The sequence below is a fragment of the Streptomyces sp. NPDC093149 genome, assembly GCF_044754145.1.
In the GTDB taxonomy this organism is placed as follows: domain Bacteria; phylum Actinomycetota; class Actinomycetes; order Streptomycetales; family Streptomycetaceae; genus Streptomyces.
Map to the genome: position 1 here is coordinate 37,328 of NZ_JBIVON010000006.1, position 24,682 is coordinate 62,009.

Sequence of the window (24,682 nt, forward strand, 5' to 3'; positions counted from 1 at the left end):
AACGTGGAAGGTACGGCACGGGCGCGCGGGCCGGTCCCGAGGGGCCGGCCCGCGCTGTTTCACGGAAGCAGGGTCACGAGGCCTTCTTCAACGTGAAGTTGCCGGTCGTCGTCTCCCCCTTCTTGATCTTCACAGTGGTGACCACCGGCTGGTAGCCGTCCTTGGCCACGATCACGGTGACGGGGTTGTTGCGGGCGTCGAACCACAGGGCGAAGGTGCCGTCCTTGGCGGTCCGCAGGGTGTAGCTGTTCGCCCAGCTGTCGATCTGGACGGTCGCCCCGGCCAGTGGCGCGGTGCCGCCCTTGCCGTCGGCGCCCAGCACGGTGCCGGCGTACTTGCCCCAGTCCTTCGGCGGGTTGACGTGCATCTTCACGCCGACGTCGGCGACCGAGTACGGGGTGTCGGTCCGGACGGTCAGCGCCGCGGTGTAGTCGCCGGGCTGCGTGACCTCGGGGACCGTGGCGTCCAGGCCGACGGTGATCGTGGTGCTCTCCCCGGGCTGGAGTGTCACCTTGTCCTTGCTCGTGGACAGCCAACTGACGTCCGAGGACTCGCCGCCCTGGTCGTAGCCGGGCAGCACCTCGACGGTGGACACCGGCGGCGTCGAGCTGCCGCCGGGGTTGCCGCCGACCTTGTAGAAGCCGGAGGCAGCACCCACACGGTAGACGCTGGTGTTGGCGTTGGGCAGGGCGGTCCAGCTGCCGGTGCCCGGGTCGAAGGCGTAGCCCTGGTTGGTGATGGCGGCGCTGTCGTTGACGACACCGCTGGAGACCAGCAGCTTGCCGCTACCCACGCCGTACGCCGAACCCCACAGGTCGGCGGGCATGTCGGCGACGGCCGACCAGCTGTCGGTGCCCGGGTCGTAGACGTAGGCGTGCTTGGTCGAACTGCTGCCGCCGCTGCCACCGGCGCAGTAGAGCTTGCCGCCGATGCCGCCGCAGGACTGCCAGGAGATCGGCTCCGGGTAGGCGGCGATCTGGGACCAGCTGTCCGACGACGGGTCGTAGACCGTGGCGTCCGTGGTGCCACAGCTGTCGGTGCAGCCGCCGACGACGTACAGCTTGCCGCCGAGCACCGCGCTGCCCGAACCGGCGTACGGCTTGGGCGAGGACGCCTTGGTGGACCAGCTGTTCGACGCCGGGTCGTAGACCTCCAGCTTGGCGTCGGGGTCGCCGTCGGCACCCCAGCCGCCGACCACGTACAGCTTGCCGCCGATGAAGCCGTGGGCCGGGCTGCCCTCGCGGGTGTCGGCCGCGGAGGCCAGCTTGGTCCAGGAGCCGCTGTCGGGGTCGTAGGCGTAGAGCGCGTTGGTGTCCGCGCTGCCTGTGTAGCCGAAGGCGGAGTAGACCTTGCCGTCGTGGACGGCGACCACGTTGTCCTGCACAGCGGTCGGCAGGTTGGCCACCGGCTGCCAGGCGTCACCGGCCGCGTTGGCCACCACAGCCGCATCCGAGGTCTTGCCCTTGCGCAGGGCCAGCGGGGAGTAGTCGCCCTTCACCAGGTTGAGCGGCGCGCCGCCCTTCAACTGCTGGGTGAAGCCGCCCGGCTGCTCGCCCAGGGTGAGGCCGGCAGGCGCACCGCCGGTGTTCTTCACCGTCAGGCTCTGGGTGGCCTGCTTGCCCCAGCCGAGCGTTTTGTCGACCGAGCCGGGGGTGACCACCAACTTGCCGGTCTTCAGGTCGAAGACCGCCTGGGTGGTGCTGTCCGGAGCCACCTTCACCGTCTTGGCCAGGTCGGCGTATTGCGACTTGGAAGCGGTGTACGTGTGGCTGCCGGTCTTGGAGGTGAACATCCAGTAGAAGCCGCCGCCGAGGGCCGGATCGTCCGGGGTGGCCGCGGTGATGGCCTTGTCCTGCGAGGCGTCGGCGTTGACGACGGTGGCGCCGACGACACCGTCGCCGGTGTTGGCGTCCTTCACGGTACCGGCCACCAGACCACCAGTGACAGGCTCGTAGGTCCGCTTGCCCACGAACACGTTGTCGAGCTCCCACCAGTAGCCGTAGCTGCCCGTGAAGTGGAACCGCAGCTGCACGCCGGACTTCCCGGCGTAGTCGGTCAGCGGAAGCTCGACATGGGCAGGGCCGGTCAGGGTGGTGGTGCGGTTCCAGATGTTGGTCCAGGTCGCACCGCCGTCAGTGCTGACGTCGATGTTGCCGGCCTGGTTGGAGTAGCTCTTGTAGTCGGTGTCGAACTCCAGTTGCGGGCTGTCGTTGCCGGTCAGGTCGAAGACCGGCGAGATCAACGAGGTGTCCTGCTTCTTGCCGCTGCCGATCTTGTCACTGTCGACCATGGCGAAGGCGCCGGAACCACCGGTCTTGTTGCCCCGGTTGCCGAAGTCGTCGAAGGCCCAGCCGCCGGTGGTGCCGTCGGCGTTGACCACGCTCCAGCCCTCGGGGGCGCCGGCGGTGGAGTCGAAGGGCTCGGTCGGGCCGGACCGCTTGACCTGGTAACCGGGCGCCGTGGCCGCCTGGGCGTCCACCGGGACCGCGACGTTCACGGTCTGCGCCGCGTCATCCACGGCCACCTGCTTGGTGACCGCCTTGTAGCCGGGGTACACGGAGGTGAAGTGCAGGGTGTAGTCGGCGCCCTGCGGCAGGTCGACGCTGTACGCGCCGGTGTACGGGTCGGTGAAGACCGGGGCGCCGGGCACGTCATCGATGGTGATCTTGGTGTAGAGCGGCCAGCCGTGGCCGGATCCGTCGGTCACCTTGCCGGTCACGGTCTGCCGGGCCACCGCGTCCAGCGCGAAGTCCATCGTGACGGTGCCATCGTCGACGACGACGCCGTGGGCCTTCTTGGGCGCGTACCCGTAGGCGTACGCGGCCATGTTGTAGGTGTCAGGCGGCACCGTCAGGTTGTAGTGCCCCTGGGCGTCGGTGGTCGACCGGTAGATACCGGCTACGACGGAGGCGCCGGAAAGCGCCTTGCCTGAGCTGTCGGTGACGGCGCCGGAGATCTCGCCGTGCGAGCCGACGCCGGAGGCGGCGAGACCGCCCCCGGGATGCGTCGCGGTGGCGACGGTGCCCGGAGCGGCTGCCGCGGCACCGGTGGCAGCCTGGGCTGCGGGTAATCCCGCAGCCATGACTGCGACAGCCGCCGCGGTGAATGCGGCCAGTCGCGCGGAGATCCTCCGCGCGGCCGGTCTGGAACGCCTCGAAGTGCGCAATGTGTGACTCCCATGCAGCTGAGCTGGGGTCGACCCGTGCGCTGGTTCTCGGTCGACAGCAGATGGATTCATCCGCCGGGACACACTAAACATCTTTGCCATGTTCTCGACAAGAAGGCGTCCACGACGGAACACGACGCAACATGGACCCGCCCATTTGCGATGATCCATCAGCTACCGGTCACGCACCCTGGCGATGCCGGCGGCGGTGACGGTCCCGAATCGCTCAGCTCGTCAAAGTGCCCTGGTGGAAGTACATACGCCAGCCCACTTCCGTCAGACGCCACACGGAGCTCCGCCATGCCCGGCGCCCGCTGTGGTCGGCGAAGTACGTCAGATGAACGATGCCGGGAGCGAGTACGACCCCCGACATATCGCTGACCTCGACCGGAGCTTCGGGGGTCACCGAACCGTCACTCGTCACCGTGAGGATCGACGTCGCGTCCCAACGCCGTCCCGACGCTCCGATCTCCAGGAACTCCGGGTCCAGAAGCTCCGAGACCAGGGCCGGCGAAGCACGCACGTCAGGGTCGAGCAGCCGCATCTCCGCCTCAGTGGCCGCTTGAACGGCACTCTCACTCTCGTCTGCCATACACGGACCCTACGGACGTTCCTCGTCACGTCACAGCGAATTGTTCACGCAACGCAAGCGGCGACACCGGCGATGACATCATCTCCCGTCACCTTTATGGCTGGGTTGATCACCAACTGCCGCCGGTGTCCTGATCGGCCGCCGGTGTCCTGATCGTTCTCACCGAAGCCGGTCACCGTCTCATCCAATCCGGTCGGGGTGGAGGCCCGAAAGGACATCCGCGCCCGGCCGTCACGCGGGCCGATGTCCGGCCGGCCACTCCCCAGTGCGGGCGAACCGCTCGATCTCGGCCTCGTAGGGTGTGGGGTCGAGGCCTCGCGCACGCACCCAAGCCGTGTTGAGGGGGCGAGTGCGTGTGGGATCAGTGACCGGCGGCGTACGAGACGAAGCCCACCCAAGCACCTGCCGCGAAAGCGAGCCGGGGCCCCTGCAAGTTCTTGGAGTCGCGGACGTGGACCGTACCGGGTGCGGACGCCACCTCAACGCAGTCGTTACCGTCGCCGCTGCTGCTGTAACTGCTCTTGAACCACTCCAGCTCCGAGGCGTCCCTGGCAAAGGGCTTGTGGATCATGTCTCTCCCAGAACTTGCTCGATGAAGGCCAGCGACTCCCGTGGCGAAAGAGCCTGGGCCCGGATCATCCCATAGCGCAGCCCAAGGATCCTGAGCTGCTTCGGGTCGGAGACCGGGCGTCCGCCGAACGCTCCCTCGGAACGCCCCACCGCACTGCCGTCGGGGAACTTCAGAACCTCGATCAGCCCACCGGTCCCGGGATGCTCCTCGCGATGGGTCGGCATCACTTGGATCGCCATATTCCGCAACCGCCCTACTTCCAAGAGGCGTTCGAGTTGTCGGCGCAACACCATTGTGCCTCCGACCGGACGGCGAAGCGTCACCTCTTCCTGGACAAAACTCAGCGATGGAAGGGGATCCCGGTCGAAGATGGATCGCCGGGCCATGCGAGCAGCCACCACACGGTCCATCTCGTCCAACGTGTAGGCGGGCAGCCATGACGCGAACAAGGCCCGCATATGCTCCTCGGTCTGCAACAGGCCGTTGATGTTGTGGTGGTGGTACGCCTCCAGCTCGACAACCTTGGCCTCTAGCTTCGCCAGATCCCGCACCTTCTTCGGGTACCGGACCTCCGCCACATCCCGCTTCATGGCGGCCAGCTTCCCGCCCGCGCCCAACACTTCGTCCGCCCGGTCCAGGAACTCCGGCCGGGGGATGCGCCGCCCGCCCTCCACCTTGTAGACCAGGTCCTCCCCGTACCCGATCGCGGCCCCGAACTCGCCGGCCCGCAGCCCCACCGACTCCCGCCACGCCTTGATCTGACGGCCCACCGCAGCGACCACCGCCACCCCGGACTCGTCGTCAGGGTCGACGTCCCAGCCCGGCTCGTCCGCCCCGCCGTCGCGGCGCTCCGTACCGGTCTCATCCACGCTCATCCGTGCCCCACTTCCAACGTGCATGCGGTCTTTGCTCAACCCCTGGTGTCCCCAGCACGCCACCCCGGACAGCCGGGACAGCACTGGACAAGCACGGGACAATCACCGTACGCAAGGGGCTCGTTGCCGTTCACGGTACGCACGCCCCGCCCACGCTGAGTGGCGTGAACCAACACATCACTCGAACCGAACATTTCGCTCACGTCCGGCAGTTCACCGTGCTGCTCTCTCCCACCCGCCGGGCGCCCGGCTCGCCCGTCTCCTGGCCACGGTGCATCTGGGCGACTGGGGGATCGTCTGCCAACCGGCCGCGCACATCGTCGCCGAGCTGGCCGCCAACGCCGCCGTCCACGGCCGCGTACCGGGTCGGGACTTCCGACTCAGTCTCACCGTCCGCCGCGACGAACTCCTGCAGATCGAGGCGACCGACACCCGGGCCGAGCAACTGCCCGTCGCTTCCGGACCCGACCGGCACGCGGAGAGCGGGCGCGGTCTGCTGATCGTCGAGGCACTCGCCGACCGCTGGGGCGTCGACCTCGGACCCGTCCCGCACAAGACGATCTGGGCCGAACTCGACCTCGTACCGCGACCGTTCCACCATGTCGCGGAAACCCACGACCCGGCTAACCACGTCGCCGCGTTCCACGACGCATAAGGCTTTTAAGGACCTGGGGAAAATACCCTTCCCACCCAAACCCGACCCCGGTCCCGTCGCCGTCACTCACTCGGGTGACATGGGGCAACTGGGCTGGATTTCAAGCAGGTTGGCTGGCATATGCTCGCCGCGACAACTCCAGAACATGCGACGGCCCCCGACCGAGATTCGCACTCTCAACCGGGGGCCTGACCACCGAGGAAGTAGGAGCTTCCCGATGGATACCCCGCAGGTTACCGCGCCCCCGCGCGCCCCGTATCCCGTACCCGGAGACGCCACACCGGCGTCCGGTGTCATCCACATCAACGTCCGGCACGCCGCAGGCTTCACCGTCATCGGCAATCACCTCGCCCAGCACCACGGGCTCTCCCTCGCTGCGATCGGGCTCGCCGCCCACATCCAGTCGCTCCCCGCCGGAGCCAGGATCGGCATCAAGCACCTCGCCGAACGCTTCCCCGACAGCGAAACCCGCATCGCCGCGGCCCTGCGTGAACTCGAAGCCCACGGCTACCTCCACCGCAGCCGCGTACGCCTCGCCGACGGCCGCATCGTCACCCGCACCGTCTCGTACAACCGGCCCGACGCGGTCGCACACCCCGCCCCGGCCCCTCGCCCCCGGACGAGTCCCAGCAAGCCGGCCCAGCTGCCCGCACCACCGCAGCCACGTGTAGCCGCTCCCGAGCCACCCCCCGCACCCACACCGCAACCGCCCGTGCCGCCGCCCGTCCTCGCACCGGCCCCCACCGCCCGCACGACGCCGTCTCTGCCGCTCCCCCATCCGCAGGAACTCACGCCGGAGCTCCAGCGTGTGGCCACCGCGCTCCTCGCCGACCTGCGCCGCCACACGCCTCGACTCGTCCTCTCCGAGAACGACATCCGCGCCCTCACCCCCGGCGTCGCCACCTGGCTCGAACGCGACGCCCACCCCGACACCGTCCGCCACGCCCTCACCACCGACCTCCCGAATCCCCTGAAGCACCCGGCCAGGCTTCTGCACCACCGGATCACGGCGCTCCTGCCACCGCCGTTGCCGGAAGCCCAAGACCTCGCACCCGCACGCCCCGGCGTCATCGTCATCCCGCTCCAGAACTGCGACCGCTGCGACCGCGCCTTCCGCTCCCGCCACCCCGGCCACTGCCGCGACTGCCGACCAGACCTCCACACAGCCGCCTGACGGAAACGCCACTCAACCCGAACGGACCTCCATGGTCAGCTCGCCCCACGAGGCAATGCACCGCATCTTCCAGGAGTACCCCAGCCTCTTCTCCCGCGTCTCCGAGGTGCTCGGAGTCGACATCCCACCGCCCACCTCGGCCACCGCCCTGCCCACCGACCTCACCGAGGCCCGTCCCGTCGAACGCCGGGTGGACACCCTCCTGCGCATCGAAACAGAGCACGACGGGCCTTCCTCCTCGCCATCGAAGCCCAGGGCAAGAAGGACCCGCGCAAAACCGCCAGTTGGCCGTACTACGTCAGCTATCTCCACAACAGATACGCTCTGCCCATCCTGTTGCTGGTCGTCTGCCAGGACCACACCACCGCCGAACGGGCCGCACGCCCCATCTCCATCGGCGTCCGTCAATGGCAGACACTCGCTCTGAACCCCCTCGTCGCGGGTCCGCACAACATGCCTGTCATCACCGATGTGGCCGAAGCCCGCAAAGACCTCGCGCTCGCCACCCTGGCCGCCATCACACACGCCGACAATCCGGACGTCGGTGCCATACTGAAAACCCTGTCCGCCGCACTGCGGGACACACCGGAAGCAACCGCCGACCCCCTCGTCGAACTCACCGCGCAAGGCCTGGGCAACCGCCCGGCCGCACAACAGTGGAGGAATCTGGTGGCCGTGGACCTCTCTTTCTACAAGTCCTTCATGTCGGAAGAAATCCGGGACGAAGGCCGGGCAAAGGGCCGAGTAGAAAGCCTGCTACTGGTTCTCGAAGCGCGCGGAATCGCCATTACCGACGAGATCCACGAGAAGATCACCACCTGCGACGACCCCCAGCTCCTGCGCCAGTGGCTCAACCGCGCCGCCACCGCCGCCACCGCCGAGGACGTCTTCGCCGAGGAGTAGCCCCGCGCCGGCGACTGCACCCCTCCTGGCCGCATACGCACGTCCGGCCCCCGATGCGCGCATCGGGGGCCGGACACCACGGCGATAACCGTCCTACGGCAGGTTCCGCGCCATCACGATCCGCTGCACCTGGTTCGTGCCCTCGTAGATCTGCGTGATCTTCGCGTCGCGCATCATCCGCTCCACCGGGTAGTCCCGCGTGTAGCCGTAGCCGCCGAGCAGCTGGACCGCGTCGGTGGTGATCTCCATCGCGACGTCGGAGGCGAAGCACTTGGCCGCCGCGCCGAAGAAGGTGAGGTCGCCGTCGAGGCGCTCGGACTTGGCGGCGGCCGAGTAGGTGAGCTGGCGGGCCGCCTCCAGCTTCATGGCCATGTCGGCGAGCATGAACTGGATGCCCTGGAAGTCGGCGATGGGCTTGCCGAACTGCTTGCGCTCCTGGACGTATCCCTTGGCGTAGTCGAGGGCGCCCTGCGCGATGCCGAGGGCCTGGGCCGCGATGGTGATGCGGGTGTGGTCCAGGGTCTTCATCGCGGTGGCGAAGCCGGTGCCCTCCTCGCCGATGATGCGGTCGGCGGGGATGCGGACGTTGTCGAAGTAGACCTCGCGGGTCGGGGAGCCCTTGATGCCGAGCTTCTTCTCCGGGGCGCCGAAGGAGACGCCCTCGTCCGACTTCTCGACGACGAAGGCCGAGATGCCCTTGGAGCGCTTGGTCGGGTCGGTGACGGCCATCACCGTGTAGTACTCGGAGACACCCGCGTTGGTGATCCAGCGCTTCACGCCGTTGAGCACCCAGAAGTCGCCGTCGCGCACGGCCCTGGTCTTCATGCCCGCCGCGTCGGAACCCGCGTCGGGCTCGGAGAGGCAGTACGAGAACATGCCGTCGCCCTTGGCCAGCGGGCCCAGGTACTTCTTCTTCAGGTCCTCGGAACCGGAGAGGATCACCGGGAGCGAGCCGAGCTTGTTCACGGCCGGGATGAGGGAGGAGGAGGCGCAGACACGGGCCACCTCCTCGATCACGATGACCGTGGCGAGGGCGTCGGCGCCCGCGCCGCCGTACTCCTCGGGTACGTGCACCGCGTGCAGGTCCGCGGCGGTCAGTGCGTCCAGCGCCTCCTGCGGGAAGCGCGCCTCCTCGTCGACCGCCGCCGCGTGAGGGGCGATCTTCGCCTCGGCGAGCGCGCGCACCGTCTCGCGGAGCATCTCGTGCTCCTCGGCCGGACGGTACAGGTCGAAATCGGTCGAACCCGCCAAGACGCTCACTCCCCATGAAGCTAACTACCGTTAAGTAACCCAATTTTAGAGCCCGGCTCCCGTGATGGCCTATGCAATGCACGCGTGAGCTTCATGACAGGGGTGGGAGAGGAGAACCCACGCGGGCTGCCGGAAACCGGGCCTTCGAGGGCACGACTATGCTCGTTCACCGCACGTCTGTCCGCATCTTCCAGGAGCACCCCATGGCCCTCAGGATCACTGTGATCGGCACCGGCTACCTCGGCGCCACCCACGCCGCGGCCATGGCGGAACTGGGCTTCGAGGTCCTCGGCCTCGATGTCGTGCCCGAGAAGATCGAGATGCTGGGCGCCGGCCGGGTCCCGATGTACGAGCCGGGCCTGGAGGAGCTGCTCCACCAGCACGTCGAGGGCATCGAGGGATCGACCGGGCGGCTGCGGTTCACCACCTCGTGGGAAGAGGTGGCGGACTTCGGCGACGTCCACTTCGTCTGCGTGAACACTCCGCAGAAGCACGGTGAGTACGCCTGCGACATGAGCTACGTCGACAGCGCCTTCGAGTCGCTGGCACCGCATCTGACCCGGCCCGCCCTGGTCGTCGGGAAGTCGACCGTCCCGGTGGGCTCGGCGGCCCGGCTCGCGGCGCGGCTGGCGGAGCTGGCCCCGGCGGGCGCGGACGCGGAGCTGGCCTGGAACCCGGAGTTCCTGCGCGAGGGCTTCGCAGTGAAGGACACCCTGCACCCGGACCGGATCGTCGTCGGCGTCGCGAGCGAGCGGGCCGAGAGGCTGCTGCGCGAGGTGTACGCGGTGCCGGTCGCCGAGGGTTCGCCGTTCGTGGTGACGGACTTCCCGACCGCCGAGCTGGTGAAGACCGCGGCCAACTCCTTCCTGGCCACGAAGATCTCGTTCATCAACGCCATGGCCGAGGTCTGCGAGGCCGCCGACGGTGATGTGGTGAAGCTGGCCGAGGCGATCGGGCACGACGAGCGGATCGGCTCGAAGTTCCTGCGGGCCGGGATCGGCTTCGGGGGCGGCTGCCTGCCGAAGGACATCCGGGCCTTCATGGCACGCGCCGGCGAGCTGGGCGCGGACCAGGCGCTGACCTTCCTGCGCGAGGTCGACTCGGTCAACATGCGGCGCCGCGGCCACATGGTGGAGCTGGCCCGGGAAGCCGTGGGCGGCGATTCGTTTCTCGGTAAGCGGGTGGCAGTTCTCGGCGCGACGTTCAAGCCGGACTCGGACGACGTACGGGACTCGCCGGCGCTGAACGTGGCAGGGCAGATACAGCTGCAGGGCGGCCAGGTCACGGTCTTCGACCCGAAGGGCATGGACAACGCCCGCAGGCTCTTCCCCACGCTCGGTTACGCGGGCTCGGCGCTGGACGCGGTGCGCGGCGCGGATGTGGTGCTGCATCTGACGGAGTGGCGGGAGTTCCGCGAGCTGGACCCGGCGGCGCTCGGCGAGGTCGCCTCCCGCCGGATCATCCTGGACGGCCGCAACGCGCTCGACAGCGAGCTGTGGCGCAAGGCCGGCTGGACGTTCCGGGCGATGGGACGCCCGACGGCCTGACCCGCCCCCTCAGAGCCTGTCGGGGGGACCTCCGACCGAGCGGCCACGCCCTGGCCACGCACGCCTCCCGCGTCGTCGTCGGTCGCCGACTCCCTCCTCCGCCTCGGAATCGCACGCACCGGACCGCGCCCGCCATCCGGTCCGAGGTCACCCGACGGGCTCTCAGCCGCGCTTCGCGCGGTAGGTGCGCATTTTGGCGCGGGCGCCGCACACCGACATGGAGCACCAGCGGCGGCGCCCCGCCGGGCTGCGGTCGTAGTACGCCCACTGGCAGTGCTCGGCCTCGCACGCCTTGAGCCGGGCCCAGGTGCCATCGGCCGCCGCGGTGGCGATGGCCGCCGCGACGCGCGCGGTCAGCCCTGCCGGTTCGGCCGCGGGGCGCAGTGCGGCGGCGCCCGCCGCATCCACGCTGACGCGCAGGGGCGCTGCGGCGAGCAGCCGGTCGAGCGGGGGCGCGGCGGCGCCGTCCGGCGGGCGGTGACCGGCGTGGGCGAGGCATGCGGTGCGGAGCGCCTCGCGCAGCACGCGCGCGCCCGGCACCTCGGACTCGGTGAGAGAGAAGACGGAGCGCCCGTCCGCAGTGTCGAGGGCGTCCGCACCGGTCTCGATGTCCAGTGTGTTGACCAGGGCCTCGATCAGGGCGAGTCCACCGGGCGCGGAGTCCTTCGCATTCATGGTTGCGACGTTACCTCCGATGCGGCAGCATGCAGTAACGGTTACCTGTTGAGACGTTCTAGGGGTAACTTTTCCTGCCCGAAGTGTCTTCCCGTTCGAAGGAGGAAGTGCCATGGCTGTCGCCACGCTGGGTGCTGTCGTTCTGGACTGCCCCGACCCCGCCGCGCTCGCCGGCTTCTACGCCGGGCTGCTCGGCGGACAGGTCGAGGACGACGGCGAGGGCTGGGTGGAGCTGACCGGGGCCGGGGGCACACGGCTCGCGTTCCAGAGCGCGCCCGGTCACGTACCGCCGCAGTGGCCGCGTCCGGACGGTTCGCAGCAGTTCCATCTGGATCTGTCCGTGCCGGATCTGGACGCGGCGGAGAAGGAGGTGCTCGCACAGGGCGCGACCGTGCTGGACGCGGCGGACCGGGAGCGGACTTTCCGGGTGTACGCGGATCCCGCGGGGCACCCGTTCTGTCTGTGTGCGTGTTAGAAGCGGGCGGAAAAACGTGCGGGGCGCCCCGAGGGGCGCCCCGCACTCAGGAACTCCGGCTCAGCCGGCCCGGCCGTCCAGCTGCTCGATCGTGGCGTGCGACGGTGCCCGGCGCGTGCCCAGCTCGCGCGCGACGTCCTCGGCGTCGCGCAGCACCCGTACCGCGTTCTGCCAGGTGAGCTTGGCGAGATCGGCGCTCGACCAGCCGCGGCCGAACAGCTCCGCGATCAGGTTCGGATAGCCCGCGACGTCCCCGAGGCCCTCCGGGAGGAAGGCGGTGCCGTCGTAGTCGCCGCCGATGCCGATGTGGTCGATCCCGGCGACCTCGCGCATGTGGTCGAGGTGATCGGCGATCGTCGCCACGGTCGCCATCGGGCGGGGGTTGGCCGCCTCGAAGGCTGCGTGGATCTCCATGGCCCGCGCGGTGGTGTCGAGGTGGTGCAGGCCGTGGGCGCGCAGGTTGTCGTCCGCGGCACGGGTCCAGTCGACGGCCGCCGGGAGGACGAACTTCGGTACGAAGGTCGCCATGGCGATGCCGCCGTTGGCCGGAAGGCGGCCGAGGACGTCGTCCGGGATGTTGCGCGGGTGGTCGCAGACTGCTCGCGACGAGGAGTGCGAGAAGATCACCGGCGCCGAGGAGGTGTCGAGCGCGTCGCGCATGGTGGTGGCCGCCACATGGGAGAGGTCGACCAGCATGCCGGTGCGGTTCATCTCCCGTACGACCTCGTGGCCGAAGGGCGAGAGACCGCCGACGCCCGGCTCGTCGGTCGCCGAGTCCGCCCACGCGATGTTGTCGTTGTGGGTGAGCGTCATGTAGCGGACGCCCAGGGCGTGCAGGGCACGCAGGGTGCCCAGCGAGTTGTTGATGGAGTGGCCGCCCTCGGCACCCATCAGGGAGGCGATGCGGCCCTCGGCGCGGGCCGCCTCCATGTCGTCGGCGGTCACGGCGCGCCGCAGGTCCGCGGGGTGGCGCTCCAGCAGCTCGGCGACCACGTCGATCTGTTCGAGCGTGGCGCTGACGGCTTCGTCGCCCGCCATGTCGGACCGCACGTAGACGGACCAGAACTGGGCGCCGACGCCGCCCGCGCGCAGCCGCGGGATGTCGGTGTGCAGATGAGCGGACTGGTCGGTGGCGATGTCGCGGGCGTCCAGGTCGTAGCCGACCTGTTCGCGCAGCGCCCACGGCAGGTCGTTGTGCCCGTCGACGACGGGGTACTCGGCGAGGAGCTCCGCCACCCGCTCGAGCCGTTCGGCCTTCTCCACCGGGGCCTACTTCCCGAAGCCGAAGGAGTCGGCGCCCTGGACCTTGCTGCGGAGCCGCTTGCCCTTCTCCGTCGCCTGGTCGTTCAGCTCCTGCTGGAACTCCCGCATCCGGGCCAGCAGCTCGCTGTCGTGGGCGGCGAGGACACGGGCGGCCAGCAGGCCCGCGTTGCGCGCGCCGCCGACCGAGACGGTCGCGACGGGGACACCGGCGGGCATCTGCACGATGGAGAGCAGGCTGTCCATGCCGTCCAGGTACTTCAGCGGGACCGGCACGCCGATGACCGGAAGCGGGGTGACGGAGGCGAGCATGCCGGGCAGATGGGCGGCACCGCCCGCGCCCGCGACGATCACCTTGAGACCGCGCTCCGCGGCCTGCTCGCCGTACGCGATCATCTCGCGCGGCATGCGGTGGGCGGAGACGACGTCGACCTCGTAGGGGATCTCGAACTCGTCGAGGGCCTTGGCGGCCGCTTCCATGACGGGCCAGTCGGAGTCCGAGCCCATGACGATGCCGACGACCGGCGCGGCGGAGGCGGGGGAAGTCATTCGGTGATCGTTCCTCGCAGGTAGTCGGCCGCGTGCCGGGCGCGCTCACGCACGTCCGCCAGGTCGTCGCCGTAGGTGTTGACGTGTCCGACCTTGCGGCCGGGCTTCACGTCCTTGCCGTACATGTGGATCTTGAGCTGCGGGTCGCGGGCCATGCAGTGCAGATACGCCTGGTACATGTCCGGGTAGTCGCCGCCGAGGACGTTGGACATGACCGTCCAGGTGGCACGCGGACGCGGATCGCCGAGCGGCAGGTCGAGGACGGCCCGGACGTGGTTGGCGAACTGCGAGGTGATCGCGCCGTCCTGGGTCCAGTGCCCGGAGTTGTGCGGACGCATGGCCAGTTCGTTGACCAGGATGCCGGGCTTCCCGTCGGGTCCACGGGTCTCGAAGAGCTCGACGGCGAGGTGGCCGACGACACCGAGTTCGGAGGCGATCCGGAGGGCGAGCTGCTGGGCCTCGCCGGCGAGCCGCTCGTCCAGCTCCGGGGCCGGGGCGATCACCGTGTCGCAGACCCCACCGACCTGGATCGACTCGACGACCGGGTAGGCGACGGCCTGGCCGTGCGGCGAGCGGACGATGTTGGCCGCCAGCTCCCGTACGAAGTCGACCTTCTCCTCGGCGAGGACCGGGACACCGGCCCGAAAGGGGTCGGCCGCGTCCGTCTCGGAGCGGACCACCCACACACCCTTGCCGTCGTAGCCGCCGCGGACCGTCTTGAGGACGACGGGGAAGCCCCCGACCTCCTGGGCGAAGGCCGCGACGTCCGCCGGGTCCGTCACGATGCGATGGCGGGGGCAGGGCGCGCCGATCTCGGTGAGCTTCGCGCGCATCACCCCCTTGTCCTGGGCGTGCACCAGCGCGTCCGGGCCGGGGCGCACGGGGATGCCGTCCGCCTCCAGGGCCCGCAGGTGTTCGGTCGGTACGTGCTCGTGATCGAAGGTGATCACGTCACAGCCGCGCGCGAAGGCACGCAGCGTGTCCAGGTCGCGATAGTCGCCGACGACGACTTCGTTCACCACCTGGGCCGCCGAGTCCTGGGGGGTGTCACTGAGGAGCTTGAACTTGATGCCGAGGGGGATGCCCGCCTCGTGGGTCATACGGGCGAGCTGACCGCCGCCGACCATACCGACTACCGGGAACGTCACTCCTCCAGGGTATCCGCCGCCCCGAAGCCTGCCCGACGACGCCCTCCGCCGCCCCTGCCGAGCGGGGTAGTCGAGCACGGCCACACCTGGCCACACCTGTCCGAACATCCCCGGGCGCCCCGTGGGGGAGACGGCTAGCATGGCGTGGCCGACGTAACCGACAGACAGGCTGAGCGATCACCATGAGCGAACGGGGCGCGCTGCGGGCCCGGCTGGATCTGCTGGCCCGGGAGGTCGCCAAGTTCGGCGCGGTCGGCGCCTTCGGCCTGGTCGTCAATATCGCGGTGTCCAACCTGCTCTGGCGCACCACGGATCTCCAGGTGGTACGGGCGGGGCTGCTGGCGACGCTCGTCGCGATCCTCTTCAATTACGTCGGCTTCCGCTACTGGACGTACCGGGACCGCGACAAGAGCGGACGGACCCGCGAGCTGACGCTGTTCCTGCTGTTCAGCGCGGCCGGTGCGGTCATCGAGACCGGTGTGCTGTACACGGCGACGTACGGGTTCGGGTGGAACAGCCCGGTCCAGAGCAATGTCTTCAAGATCCTCGGGATCGGCATCGCGACGCTGTTCCGCTTCTGGTCCTACCGGACGTGGGTGTTCAAGGCGCTGCCCGCGAAGGAGACCGTGCTGAACGCCGAGGGGTTCATCAAGCAGGGGCGTACGGAGCAGGTGCCGCGGGTCGAGGCGGATTCGGCCGGGCGGTAGCCGCTTCACCGCACCGGGCGTTCGGGTTCCCGTCTCTTCAGGGCGACGCGGCTGAGGAAGAGCGCGAAGACCGGTGGCTGCTGCTGGAGCAGTTCGAGCCGTCCGCCGTCCGCCTCCGCGAGGTCCCTGGCCACCGCGAGGCCGATGCCGGTGGAGTTGCGGCCGCTGATCGTCCGCTCGAAGATCCTGGCGCCGAGGTCGGGGGGCACGCCCGGACCCTCGTCCGTGACCTCGATGACGGCCTGGTTGCCGGTGACCCGGGTGCGCAGCGCGACCGTACCGCCGCCGTGCATCAGTGAGTTCTCGATCAGGGCGGCCAGCACCTGGGCGACCGCGCCGGGTGTACCGACGGCCCGCAGCCCCTGCTTTCCGGAGCGGACGATGGCGCGGCCCTCGCCCCGGTAGGCCGGGCGCCACTCCTCGATCTGCTGCTTGACGACCTCGTCGAGGTCGAAGACGACGGCGGAGCCGGTCCGCGGATCGCGGGCGTTGGTCAGCAGCCGCTCGACCACGTCGGTGAGCCGCTCGACCTGGGTGAGGGCGATGTTCGCCTCCTCCTTCACCGTGTCCGGGTCGTCGGTGACGGAGATCTCCTCGATCCGCATGGAGAGCGCGGTCAGCGGCGTACGGAGCTGGTGCGAGGCGTCGGCGGCCAGCCGGCGTTCCGCGGTGAGCATCCGGGCGATCCGTTCGGCGGAGGCGTCCAGGACGTCGGCGACCCGGTCCAGCTCCGGCACTCCGTACCGCTTGTGGCGCGGGCGCGGGTCGCCGGAGCCCAGGCGTTCGGCGGTCTCGGCGAGGTCGGTCAGCGGTGAGGTCAGTTTGTTGGCCTGGCGCACCGCGAGGAGCACCGCCGAGACGATGGCCAGCAGGGCCACCGCGCCGATGATCAGCAGGGTGCGGCCGACCTCGCGGGTGACGGCCGAGCTGGACTCCTCGACGGTGACCCGTTCGCCCTGCTCCCCCTCGGCCGTGCTGCTGATCACCCTGCCGGTGGGGCGCGTACCGACTTCGAGGGGGGCACGTCCGGGGATCTTGACCAGGGCGTAGCGCTTTCTGGAGATCTGCTCGGCCAGCAGCGCGGGGTTGATCCGCTCGTCGCCCAGGAGCCGGCTCTCGACGACGCTGATCAGCCGCAGCGCCTCGGAGTCGACGCTCTCCTGGGCGCTGTTGCTGATGGTGCGGCTCTCGACGATGACGAGGGAGACGCCGAAGACGGCGATCACCACGAGCACCACGGCGAGCGTGGAGTTGATCAGTCTGCGGCGCATGAGGCTTCTGTACGTCAGCTCTTCTCGAAGCGGAAGCCGACGCCCCGTACGGTCGCGATGTAGCGGGGGTTGGCCGCGTCGTCGCCGAGCTTCTTGCGGAGCCAGGAGATGTGCATGTCGAGGGTCTTGGTCGACGACCACCAGGTGGTGTCCCAGACCTCGCGCATCAGCTGGTCGCGGGTGACGACCCGGCCGGCGTCGCGGACCAGGACCCGCAGCAGGTCGAACTCCTTTGCCGTGAGCTGGAGTTCCTCGTCGCCCATCCAGGCCCGGTGCGACTCGACGTCGATCCTGACGCCGTGGGTGGCGGGCTGCGGGGCGGGCTCGCTGGCGCCGCGGCGCAGCAGGGCCCGGACACGGGCGAGCAGTTCGGCCAGGCGGAAGGGCTTGGTGACGTAGTCGTCGGCTCCCGCGTCCAGGCCGACGACGGTGTCCACCTCGTCGGCGCGGGCGGTGAGCACCAGGATCGGCACGGTGTGGCCGTCGGCACGGAGCCTGCGGGCGACTTCGAGGCCGTCCATCCCGGGCAGGCCCAGGTCGAGTACGACCAGGTCGATTCCGCCCTGGAGGCCGGCGTCGAGAGCGGTCGGACCGTCTTCGCGGACCTCGACCTCGTAACCCTCCCGACGCAGGGCGCGGGCCAGTGGCTCCGAGATGGATGCGTCGTCCTCGGCGAGCAGTACACGGGTCATGGAGTGATGGTAGTCCGCGCAGGGGGGATGCCGTGAGGTGATCGAAAAGCCCTGCGGGTCCGCAGGCAGATTGGGCTGACGCCTTCGAATATGGGAGTGCGGTTCCATCGGAACCTGTGATCCATCTCTCAAGTCCATTCAAATCCGGCACTGTCGTGTCGTATGGTGGCTTGACGCCTGTTGCACTACTCAAGGACCCTTGGGCAGCTTTTAGCGCCGAGGGTTCTTTTGTTTTGTCGGTTGGTACCCGCCAGCCGTGACTTCAGTGAATGACCTGTGGCCGGGCCCGGAGCGTGAGGATGCGCACCGGGCGTGGATCCCGATGCGGTCGGTCCCCGTCTCCTCCAGTCGGCTCCCCATGAGTCCGGCGGTCGGGACGAATCCCCTGTCAGGCGTGGGGGTGGGGTGCGGCCGGGTCGGTGCCGGCCTCCCCCCACCGGGCGCGTCACGCTCACAAGGCGCCGCGTCCCGAGCAAGCAAGGATCGACCATGGCGTCCAGCCTGACGAAGGACCCGGCCAGTACTTCTGGATCCGAGAAGACCTTCTTCGGCCACCCCCGCGGCCTGGCCACTCTCTTCATGACCGAGATGTGGGAGCGCTTCAGCTATTACGGCATGAGGGCCCTGCTCCCCCTCTACTTGATCGCCCCCAACGGGCTTCACATGAACCCGGCCACGGCCACGGCGATCTATTCGGTCTACGTGTCGCTGGTCTACCTGCTCGCCATGCCCGGCGGCTGGTTCGGCGACCGTGTCTGGGGTCCCCGCAAGACCGTCGCCGTCGCCGGTGCCGTCATCATGATCGGCCACCTGGCGCTGGCGCTGCCCTTGCAGGGCACCTTCTTCGCCGGTCTCGGACTGGTGGCCATCGGCTCCGGTCTGCTGAAGTCCAACATCTCGACGATGGTCGGCCACCTCTACGACGGCCCGGACGACCCGCGCCGCGACGGTGGCTTCACGATCTTCTACATGGGCATCAACGCGGGTGCCTTCGCGGCGCCGCTGATCATCGGTACCATCGGTGAGAACGTCAACTGGCACCTGGGCTTCGCGCTCGCGGCGGTCGGCATGGGACTCGGCCTCGCCCAGTTCCTGATGGGCACCCGCCACCTGAACGAGCGCAGCCTCGTCGTCCCGAAGCCGCTGTCCGCCGCCGAGCGGGCGAGCACGCTGCGCAAGGGCATGATCTGGCTGGCCGTCGCGGCCGTCTTCTACTTCATCACGGTCGTCACCGGCGTCTACACGCTCAACTGGCTCCTGGTCCCCATCACCGTCGCGGGCCTGGTCATTCCGGTCGTCGTCCTGGCGCGCATCAAGCGCGACAAGGAGCTCAGCGCCACCGAGCAGTCGAAGATGTCCGGCTACATCTGGTTCTTCGTCGCCGCCGCCGTCTTCTGGATGATCTACGACCAGGGCGGTTCGACGGTCGCGATCTTCGCCGAATCCTCGGCCGACAACAGTGTCTTCGGCTGGAACTTCCCGGTCTCCTGGTACCAGTCGGTCAACCCGGTCCTGATCATGGCGCTGGCCCCGCTCTTCGCCGCGTTCTGGCTGTCGCTGAACCGCCGCGGCAAGGAGCCCAGCACCATCGTGAAGTTCAGCTCCGGCCTGGTGCTGGCCGGTGCGTCGTTCTTCCTCTTCCTGATGCCGCTGACGATCGCGACCGACGGCCACAAGGCCGCCGCGATGTGGCTGGTCGCGATCTACTTCGTCCAGACGGTCGCCGAGCTGACGCTGTCCCCGGTGGGCCTCTCCGTCACCACGAAGATGGCTCCGGCCAAGTACGCCAGCCAGATGATGGGTGTCTGGTTCCTGGCCGTCACCGCCGGTGACTGCACCACGGGTCTGCTCTCCACCGCGGGTGTGGAGCTCAACGGCACCGGCGTGGTCACCCTGGAGGCCTGCCTCGCCGTTGCCGCGGGTGTCGCGGTCTTCATGTACCGCGGCAAGGTCAAGCAGCTCATGGGCGACGTGCGCTGACGCACCGGACCCGGCTGTACGAAGGGCCGCTGGAAACCGTCCCATGGCGGTTTCCAGCGGCCCTTCGCATGCATCCGTACGGAGCTCAGCTCACCTGGTGCCGCGCAGCCTGCGCCACGGGGTGAAGGTGAACACGGCGCCGCCCAGCAGGATCGCCGTCCCCGCGACCAGGCCGAGCGCACGCAGGGTGCCGTTGTCCTCGGCCCCGGTGGCGGCCAGTCCGCCGCCGGAGGCCGTGCCGCCGGCCGCGGAGCCGGTGGAGCCCGTCGTGGTGGAACCGGAGGCGCCGCCCTGCTGGGCGGTGGTGTCGAGTTCCAGTGACGGGGTCACCGATCCCTTGACCTTGCAGGGGATGTTGATCTTCGAGGCGCCCAGGGTGACATCGATCGTCAGGGTGCCGGGGCTGAGCGTGGACTTCCCGGACGCGCCCGGCTTGTAGGTGCCGGTCATGTCGGCCAGGTCGACCGGCTTGCCCTGCTCCAGCGGTGCGGCGTTGGCCGGTCCGGTGACCTTCACCGAGCCCTTGTCGGCGCCACCGACGGCGACGTCCATGGACGGCTTGAGCGCACCGGCGGGCAACGCGGCCGGGCTGTCCATCACGCCCTTGGCCGTCTTGACCGTGAGCGCGTAGCTCCCGCCGCTCTTCTTGGCGTTGATCGTCACCTTGGAGGCGATGTCGGCCGGTCCGGGGGACGTACAGGTGAAGTGGACCGAGACCTCCTTGCCGGGGAAGTCGGTCCGGCCGCCGCCGGAGCCCGCGGTGGCGCCGCCCGCGGTCGTGGAGCCGGACGACGTGCCGCCGGCCGCGGAGCCGGAGGTGGAACCGCTCGTCGTGCCGCCCGCCGCGGTGGAGCCCGAGGTCGTACCACCCGCCGTCGTGGAACCGGAGGTGGAGCCGGAGGACGTGCCGCCCGCCGTCGTGGATCCGCCGCCGTCCGTGACCTTGATGGTCGCGCCCGGCTGCACGGCCTCCTTCGGGGAGCACTTGGTGTCGGTGGAGATCGGCTTGGAGACGTTGATGTCGTACGCGTCCGGTGTGAGCGTGATCTCACCGGCCTTCTCCAGCTTCAGTGTGCCCTTCATGTCGGGCAGCACCATGGCGCTGTTCTTCGGGATCGGCGGGTTCTGCCGCGGCCCCTCCATCCGGAGGGTGCCGGTGGCCGCCCCGCCCACCTTGATCGTGCCGGTCGGCTTGACCGTGTCCTTGTCCAGATCGAGCACGTCGGGATTCTTGGAAGCGGCCTCGACCGTCTTCCACACCACCTCGACGGTGTCCCCGACCTTCGCCTCGGCGGGCGCGGTCAACTGCACCACGGTGGTGCCCTGCACGGCCGGCAGCCCGGAGATGGGCGGGGGGATGCACTCCGTCCGGTACGAGATGTCGGCGGCCTGGGCCGGGCTCGCGGCCAGCAGCAGGCCCGCGCCGCCGAGCATCATCGCGACTCCCGCCGCGACCGTCCTGCGTTGCGTACTCACGAATGTCCCTTCGTCGTCGGTCTGTTCTCTGACGGTGCGGAATCCGGTGTGAACCACGGCAGCGCGGCCGTCGTGGTCGTGGGCGCGGCGGCGGGGCTCCCGGCGGGCCGCGGTGGGCGGCGCAGCTTCGGGAGCCCGGCGGCCGTCCCGGTGGGTCGCGGGCGGCGACGGCGTCCGGAACGGGCCGGGGTGCGCGCGGAGCGGGGGCGTACCTTGTCGACGATCGCCATACCGATGCGGAACACGGCGGCCGGTACGACGACGCACAGCAGGATCCAGAACAGCGTGACGCCCCAGGGGCGGCCGACCCCCCACGGCTGCTCGGCCAGGACCTTGCCGCCGTACTTCAGCGAGATCTGGTAGTCGCCGTGGGCGCCCGCCGACAGTTCGACCGGCAGCTTGATCTGCGCCTTGCGGCCGGACTCGATGGTGCCGCGCCACTGCCGCTCCTCCCACTGCGGGGCGAAGACTCCGTGCGCGGTGCCGATCCGGAAGACCGGATCCTCGACGGGGGCGGAACCCAGATTGCCGACGGTGAAGACCAGTTGGCGGGCGGGCGGGGCGCCGAACCAGGTGAGGACGGAGCTGTCGCCCTCCAGCCGGGTGGTGGCCAGCACCGCCAGCCTGCCGCCCCCGGTCTCCTCGGGCAGCGCGGCGACCGGGTGGCCCGCGACGACGAACACGGCGTCGGCGGTGGCCTGTTCTCCGGTGACGGTCGCGACATGGACCACGCAGGGGCAGGGCACGGGCGGCTCGGCGACCGGCATCTTCTTGCGGAAGGCGCCCGCGGTACCGGTGGTGACGGCTCGGCCCTCGGCGTTGGCGCAGGAGTTCGTGCCGCCGATCACGCCGCGGTCGGGGGTGGACCGCCCGCAGATCAGCATCATCAGCAGGGTGTTCGGACGCCAGCCGCTGCCCTTGACGGTGATGTCACCGCCCTTGCCCGCCTGCTGCTTGGAGAGGGTGACCGAGGGCTTCGGGTCCGTGGCCCTCGTACCCGCCGCGTCGGCGCCGGTCGCGAAGAGCATCAGCAGGGCGGGCAGCAGTACGCCGAGCAGCACGGCGGCCCGCCGGCGGACGCCGCCGTGCAGTGGTGCCGGTCCGGCCTGTCCAGTCACGATTCCGCTCCCGCCTTCGCCAAGTGCCTGCTCTCCGAGTGCTGTCGTTCGCCCGAGGACGGTCCGGGGCGGCCGTCGTCGGCTCCGTCGGACGGCCGTCCGCGCGAGCGCCGGAGCCGGTACGCGTACGCTCCCGCCGCGACGGCGGCCAGGATCAGCAGCGCGCCGCCGGTCACCGGCAGCCAGGGGACGAAGACCGCGCGGGCCGTCGCCTCGCCGTGCGCACCGCCCGCCGCCGTGACGCGCAGTCGGACGGTCGCGGAGTCCAGGGCCGGGGCGTCCCGCCACGGTTCGGCGAGCCTGACGCGCTGTCCGGGCAGCAGCTCCACCGGCAGCGTGCGGGCATCGCGCCGCAGCAGCGTCCCGAACACCCCTTCGGCGCCGACCGTGATCCGCGGGACCAGGACGGTGTTGCCGCGGTTGACCAGCGTGTAGTGGATCGTCCGCCCGGACACGCCGACGTCCTCGACGGTGAGCGCGGCCAGCGTCGGCCCGCCCACCCGCAGTTGGACCCGTACGCCCGCCGAGCGGCCGCCGCCGCGTACGACGATCGCACCGGGGTGGTCGCCCGGCGTCGCGCCCGTCGGCACCGTGACCGAGAACGGCACATCGGCGCGGGTACGGGCCGGCACGGTCACCTCGGCGGCGGCGGTCCGCAGCCAGGCACCGGTCCCGTTGGAGCCCGTGCCGCGGCGTACCGAGAAACCGCCGTCCTCGGCGTTGTACGCGTCGGCACCGCTCAGCCGCACGGTGACCGGGGCCGTACCGGGGTTGGTGACGGAGAGCCGGTCCTGGAGCACGGTGCCGGGCGGGCCCTCCAGATAGAAGTACGGTCTGCCGTCGTCCGCTTCGGAACCGCTCACCGCGGGCCGGGCCGTCCACGCGGCCTCCCCGGACGTCGGCGTCCGGTCCGCGGCACCCGCCACCGGTGTCGTGGCGAGGACGAACAGCATGACGGTGAGGGCGAGTCGGGCGGCGTGACCGGGCGGCGACGGCATGGGCGGCTCCCTTGTACGTGACGGCGGCTGGCTCGTGGGCGGCCGGGGCCTGTTCGGATCCGTCCCGATCCGAAGAAATGCCCCGCTGTCCTACCGGCCCACGGCCCGCTGCCCGCGCCTGGTCAGCCAGAGCACTCCGGCCGCGCCGGTCAGCAGCACGGTGCCCCCGAGCGTGCCGAGCGCCACGGCCGAGTCGAGCGGGCCGGTCTTCGGCAGCTGCCCGCCGTCGTCCACCGGGGTGCTCTGCGCGTTGCCCGCGGCCGTCACTTCGAGCTGGAGCGACGGCCCCGGGTTGTTGGAGGGCGTACAGGTCGTGGTCGTACCGAGCGCCTTGATGGTGAGCACACCGGCGGTGAAGTCGACCTTGCCGCTCTTCTTCGGCGTGTACGTACCCGACAGGTCGCTGATCTTGATGGGGGTGTTGGCGGGTATGGCCGCGGAGTTCGACGCGCCGGAGACCTGGACCCGGCCCGGGTCGGCTCCCCCGACCTTGATGACCGCGCTGGGGCTCATCGCCCCCTTGCCCAGCTCGACGGGGCTGGACGACACGCCCTTCTGGAAGGACATCGTGAGCTTGTAGCCACCGCCGCTCTTGACGCTCTTGATGTCGATGGGAGACACGGCGCTCTTGTCGCCGATCGGGGTCTTGCACTGGTAGTCGACGTCCACGACCGTGGCGTGGGCGGCGGGCGCGGCCATCAGCACCACCGTGCCCGCCAGCGCGGACGCCAGCGCGAGAGCTGTTCGCTTCTGGTAGGACACCTCGAGTTTCCCCTCATGCCGGAAGTCGCCGCGCGCCCGTCTCTCACCGACGCAAGTTACTGACGACACATCAGATCGATCGGGCGCTCAAGGTACGCCTGGGGCCTTGTGGAGGGAAGACAAAGAGCGCGCCGATCCGGCGCGCTCTTCAAAGGTGCGAATGCGGGGCGCACACCCCCGGGGCCCGGCGGGGAACCGGGACCGTCATCAGGCCGGGGCGGCCAGCTCCGCCCAGACGGTCTTGCCGGCCCGGTCCGCCACCCGCAGGACACCCCAGTCCAGGCAGAGCCGCTGCACGATGAACATGCCGTGCCCGCCGGGCCGCCCGGCCCGGTGCGGGGTGCGCGGCGCGGGCTGGCCCGCGCCCGAGTCGACGACCTCCACCCGCAGCACCTTCGCCGTGCAGGCGATGCGCAGTTCCTCGGGGCCGTCCGCGTGCAGACAGGCGTTGGTGACCAGTTCGGAGACGACCAGCAGGACGTCCTCGGCGGCGGCGCGTCCGTCGGCGCTCGACGCGGGGAGCCAGCCCCAGTCGTGGAGCGCCTGGCGGGCGAAGTCACGGGCCGTCGGCACGATGCCGGCGATCCCCCGCAGCGACAACGTGCGCCATTGCCGCTCGGCCGGCCCGGGGGGTGCCGCGCCGGCGTCCGCGTCCTCGCGTACGCCCGCTCCGGCGCCCTCCGGCTCGCGGCCGAGGTCGCCCGGCGGATGCTGCCGGGTGGTGCTCATCAGCGCTTCACCTCACCGATTCACCATGTCGCCATCGAACAGATACAAGTACAGATACGGAGTGCGCGGTCACCCAGGGCCCCGCCGGATGTCTTCTGCCCGGCCGAA

General features: G+C 70.0%; 21 protein-coding genes and 2 pseudogenes. 7 read left to right on the forward strand and 16 right to left on the reverse strand.

Going from position 1 to position 24,682, the window contains the following annotated elements; genetic code table 11:
* Positions 1 to 73: 73 nt before the first annotated feature.
* From ACIQCZ_RS19380 to ACIQCZ_RS19395, 4 genes are all read right to left on the reverse strand, one after another.
* Positions 74 to 3,082 carry a carboxypeptidase regulatory-like domain-containing protein gene (locus ACIQCZ_RS19380; protein WP_402283622.1) on the reverse strand — a complete coding sequence of 1,003 codons (3,009 nt, stop codon included), beginning with the start codon at positions 3,080 to 3,082 and terminating at the stop codon, positions 74 to 76.
* Positions 3,083 to 3,392: 310 nt separating this feature from the next.
* Complete coding sequence (locus ACIQCZ_RS19385; protein WP_402283624.1) at positions 3,393 to 3,758, reverse strand: DUF4440 domain-containing protein; 366 nt, start codon at positions 3,756 to 3,758, stop codon at positions 3,393 to 3,395.
* A 361-nt stretch (positions 3,759 to 4,119) separates the two neighbouring features.
* Complete coding sequence (locus tag ACIQCZ_RS19390; protein WP_402283625.1) at positions 4,120 to 4,329, reverse strand: DUF397 domain-containing protein; 210 nt, start codon at positions 4,327 to 4,329, stop codon at positions 4,120 to 4,122.
* Positions 4,326 to 5,204, reverse strand: a complete 879-nt coding sequence (locus tag ACIQCZ_RS19395) for a helix-turn-helix domain-containing protein (protein WP_402283627.1) — start codon at positions 5,202 to 5,204, stop codon at positions 4,326 to 4,328. Before ACIQCZ_RS19395 ends, ACIQCZ_RS19390 begins: the two co-directional genes overlap by 4 nt.
* Before the next feature lie 164 nt (positions 5,205 to 5,368).
* Between ACIQCZ_RS19395 and ACIQCZ_RS19400 the strand changes: the two are divergent.
* The 3 genes and pseudogenes from ACIQCZ_RS19400 (at position 5,369) to ACIQCZ_RS19410 (ending at position 7,936) form a co-directional block, all read left to right on the forward strand.
* Positions 5,369 to 5,859 (forward strand): annotated as a pseudogene (locus ACIQCZ_RS19400) (ATP-binding protein).
* Positions 5,860 to 6,076: 217 nt separating this feature from the next.
* The gene (locus ACIQCZ_RS19405) at positions 6,077 to 7,033 is read left to right on the forward strand and encodes a helix-turn-helix domain-containing protein (protein ID WP_402283629.1); all 957 of its coding nucleotides are present in this window, start codon (positions 6,077 to 6,079) and stop codon (positions 7,031 to 7,033) included.
* A gap of 31 nt (positions 7,034 to 7,064) precedes the next feature.
* Positions 7,065 to 7,936: pseudogene (locus tag ACIQCZ_RS19410) on the forward strand (hypothetical protein).
* A 93-nt stretch (positions 7,937 to 8,029) separates the two neighbouring features.
* Here ACIQCZ_RS19410 and ACIQCZ_RS19415 read toward each other — a convergent pair.
* The gene (locus tag ACIQCZ_RS19415) at positions 8,030 to 9,187 is read right to left on the reverse strand and encodes an acyl-CoA dehydrogenase (RefSeq protein ID WP_266752200.1); all 1,158 of its coding nucleotides are present in this window, start codon (positions 9,185 to 9,187) and stop codon (positions 8,030 to 8,032) included.
* A gap of 203 nt (positions 9,188 to 9,390) precedes the next feature.
* On the opposite strand from ACIQCZ_RS19415, the gene ACIQCZ_RS19420 reads away from it, so the two are divergent.
* A complete protein-coding gene (locus tag ACIQCZ_RS19420; RefSeq protein WP_402283630.1) occupies positions 9,391 to 10,734 on the forward strand; it encodes a UDP-glucose dehydrogenase family protein in 1,344 nt (447 codons plus the stop codon).
* 162 nt (positions 10,735 to 10,896) lie between these two features.
* Here the strand turns inward: ACIQCZ_RS19420 and ACIQCZ_RS19425 are convergent, their stop codons facing one another.
* A complete protein-coding gene (locus ACIQCZ_RS19425; RefSeq protein WP_402283631.1) occupies positions 10,897 to 11,409 on the reverse strand; it encodes a CGNR zinc finger domain-containing protein in 513 nt (170 codons plus the stop codon).
* A 112-nt stretch (positions 11,410 to 11,521) separates the two neighbouring features.
* Here ACIQCZ_RS19425 and ACIQCZ_RS19430 point away from each other — a divergent pair, with 112 nt between their 5' ends.
* Positions 11,522 to 11,884 (forward strand): VOC family protein, encoded by a 363-nt coding sequence (locus tag ACIQCZ_RS19430; protein ID WP_402283633.1) that lies wholly within the window; start codon positions 11,522 to 11,524, stop codon positions 11,882 to 11,884.
* A 60-nt stretch (positions 11,885 to 11,944) separates the two neighbouring features.
* On the opposite strand, the gene ACIQCZ_RS19435 is transcribed toward ACIQCZ_RS19430, so the two are convergent.
* Genes ACIQCZ_RS19435 through ACIQCZ_RS19445 form a run of 3 tightly spaced genes read right to left on the reverse strand, consistent with a single transcriptional unit; the run spans position 11,945 to position 14,841 of the window.
* Entirely contained in the window at positions 11,945 to 13,147 is a 1,203-nt protein-coding gene (locus ACIQCZ_RS19435; RefSeq protein WP_402283635.1) for a dipeptidase, read from the reverse strand.
* 6 nt (positions 13,148 to 13,153) lie between these two features.
* Positions 13,154 to 13,693: a 5-(carboxyamino)imidazole ribonucleotide mutase gene (gene purE / locus ACIQCZ_RS19440; protein ID WP_376222834.1), complete on the reverse strand. Its 540-nt coding sequence runs from the start codon at positions 13,691 to 13,693 to the stop codon at positions 13,154 to 13,156.
* On the reverse strand, positions 13,690 to 14,841 hold the full coding sequence (locus ACIQCZ_RS19445) for a 5-(carboxyamino)imidazole ribonucleotide synthase (RefSeq protein WP_402283638.1): 1,152 nt from the start codon (positions 14,839 to 14,841) through the stop codon (positions 13,690 to 13,692). Before ACIQCZ_RS19445 ends, purE begins: the two co-directional genes overlap by 4 nt.
* A 182-nt stretch (positions 14,842 to 15,023) precedes the next feature.
* On the opposite strand from ACIQCZ_RS19445, the gene ACIQCZ_RS19450 reads away from it, so the two are divergent.
* Positions 15,024 to 15,548, forward strand: a complete 525-nt coding sequence (locus ACIQCZ_RS19450) for a GtrA family protein (protein WP_402283641.1) — start codon at positions 15,024 to 15,026, stop codon at positions 15,546 to 15,548.
* A gap of 5 nt (positions 15,549 to 15,553) precedes the next feature.
* Here the strand turns inward: ACIQCZ_RS19450 and ACIQCZ_RS19455 are convergent, their stop codons facing one another.
* Both ACIQCZ_RS19455 and ACIQCZ_RS19460 read right to left on the reverse strand, forming a co-directional pair.
* Positions 15,554 to 16,819 (reverse strand): ATP-binding protein, encoded by a 1,266-nt coding sequence (locus ACIQCZ_RS19455; protein ID WP_376286639.1) that lies wholly within the window; start codon positions 16,817 to 16,819, stop codon positions 15,554 to 15,556.
* Between the two features lie 14 nt (positions 16,820 to 16,833).
* Positions 16,834 to 17,511, reverse strand: a complete 678-nt coding sequence (locus ACIQCZ_RS19460) for a response regulator transcription factor (RefSeq protein ID WP_351080973.1) — start codon at positions 17,509 to 17,511, stop codon at positions 16,834 to 16,836.
* Positions 17,512 to 18,000: 489 nt separating this feature from the next.
* On the opposite strand from ACIQCZ_RS19460, the gene ACIQCZ_RS19465 reads away from it, so the two are divergent.
* Positions 18,001 to 19,491, forward strand: a complete 1,491-nt coding sequence (locus ACIQCZ_RS19465) for an oligopeptide:H+ symporter (RefSeq protein ID WP_402283643.1) — start codon at positions 18,001 to 18,003, stop codon at positions 19,489 to 19,491.
* Positions 19,492 to 19,581: 90 nt separating this feature from the next.
* On the opposite strand, the gene ACIQCZ_RS19470 is transcribed toward ACIQCZ_RS19465, so the two are convergent.
* The 5 genes from ACIQCZ_RS19470 to ACIQCZ_RS19490 form a co-directional block, all read right to left on the reverse strand.
* Entirely contained in the window at positions 19,582 to 20,925 is a 1,344-nt protein-coding gene (locus tag ACIQCZ_RS19470; RefSeq protein WP_402284158.1) for a hypothetical protein, read from the reverse strand.
* Between the two features lie 38 nt (positions 20,926 to 20,963).
* Positions 20,964 to 22,085, reverse strand: coding sequence for a hypothetical protein (locus ACIQCZ_RS19475; protein ID WP_402283645.1), 1,122 nt, complete (start codon positions 22,083 to 22,085; stop codon positions 20,964 to 20,966).
* Entirely contained in the window at positions 22,082 to 23,083 is a 1,002-nt protein-coding gene (locus ACIQCZ_RS19480) for a hypothetical protein (protein ID WP_402283647.1), read from the reverse strand. The genes ACIQCZ_RS19475 and ACIQCZ_RS19480 overlap by 4 nt, the downstream gene beginning before the upstream one ends.
* A 90-nt stretch (positions 23,084 to 23,173) precedes the next feature.
* Complete coding sequence (locus tag ACIQCZ_RS19485) at positions 23,174 to 23,845, reverse strand: peptidase (RefSeq protein ID WP_402283648.1); 672 nt, start codon at positions 23,843 to 23,845, stop codon at positions 23,174 to 23,176.
* 207 nt (positions 23,846 to 24,052) lie between these two features.
* The gene (locus ACIQCZ_RS19490; protein WP_402283649.1) at positions 24,053 to 24,574 is read right to left on the reverse strand and encodes an ATP-binding protein; all 522 of its coding nucleotides are present in this window, start codon (positions 24,572 to 24,574) and stop codon (positions 24,053 to 24,055) included.
* Positions 24,575 to 24,682: the final 108 nt, after the last annotated feature.

Bases quoted from the DNA above. Each gene is read 5' to 3' on its own strand.
- ACIQCZ_RS19380 (WP_402283622.1), bottom strand. From the start codon at position 3,082: ATGGCTGCGGGATTACCCGCAGCCCAGGCTGCCACCGGTGCCGCGGCA.
- ACIQCZ_RS19385 (WP_402283624.1), bottom strand. From the start codon at position 3,758: ATGGCAGACGAGAGTGAGAGTGCCGTTCAAGCGGCCACTGAGGCGGAG.
- ACIQCZ_RS19390 (WP_402283625.1), bottom strand. From the start codon at position 4,329: ATGATCCACAAGCCCTTTGCCAGGGACGCCTCGGAGCTGGAGTGGTTC.
- ACIQCZ_RS19395 (WP_402283627.1), bottom strand. From the start codon at position 5,204: ATGAGCGTGGATGAGACCGGTACGGAGCGCCGCGACGGCGGGGCGGAC.
- ACIQCZ_RS19405 (WP_402283629.1), top strand. From the start codon at position 6,077: ATGGATACCCCGCAGGTTACCGCGCCCCCGCGCGCCCCGTATCCCGTA.
- ACIQCZ_RS19420 (WP_402283630.1), top strand. From the start codon at position 9,391: ATGGCCCTCAGGATCACTGTGATCGGCACCGGCTACCTCGGCGCCACC.
- ACIQCZ_RS19425 (WP_402283631.1), bottom strand. From the start codon at position 11,409: ATGAATGCGAAGGACTCCGCGCCCGGTGGACTCGCCCTGATCGAGGCC.
- ACIQCZ_RS19430 (WP_402283633.1), top strand. From the start codon at position 11,522: ATGGCTGTCGCCACGCTGGGTGCTGTCGTTCTGGACTGCCCCGACCCC.
- purE (WP_376222834.1), bottom strand. From the start codon at position 13,693: ATGACTTCCCCCGCCTCCGCCGCGCCGGTCGTCGGCATCGTCATGGGC.
- ACIQCZ_RS19450 (WP_402283641.1), top strand. From the start codon at position 15,024: ATGAGCGAACGGGGCGCGCTGCGGGCCCGGCTGGATCTGCTGGCCCGG.
- ACIQCZ_RS19455 (WP_376286639.1), bottom strand. From the start codon at position 16,819: ATGCGCCGCAGACTGATCAACTCCACGCTCGCCGTGGTGCTCGTGGTG.
- ACIQCZ_RS19460 (WP_351080973.1), bottom strand. From the start codon at position 17,511: ATGACCCGTGTACTGCTCGCCGAGGACGACGCATCCATCTCGGAGCCA.
- ACIQCZ_RS19465 (WP_402283643.1), top strand. From the start codon at position 18,001: ATGGCGTCCAGCCTGACGAAGGACCCGGCCAGTACTTCTGGATCCGAG.
- ACIQCZ_RS19470 (WP_402284158.1), bottom strand. From the start codon at position 20,925: ATGCTCGGCGGCGCGGGCCTGCTGCTGGCCGCGAGCCCGGCCCAGGCC.
- ACIQCZ_RS19480 (WP_402283647.1), bottom strand. From the start codon at position 23,083: ATGCCGTCGCCGCCCGGTCACGCCGCCCGACTCGCCCTCACCGTCATG.
- ACIQCZ_RS19490 (WP_402283649.1), bottom strand. From the start codon at position 24,574: ATGAGCACCACCCGGCAGCATCCGCCGGGCGACCTCGGCCGCGAGCCG.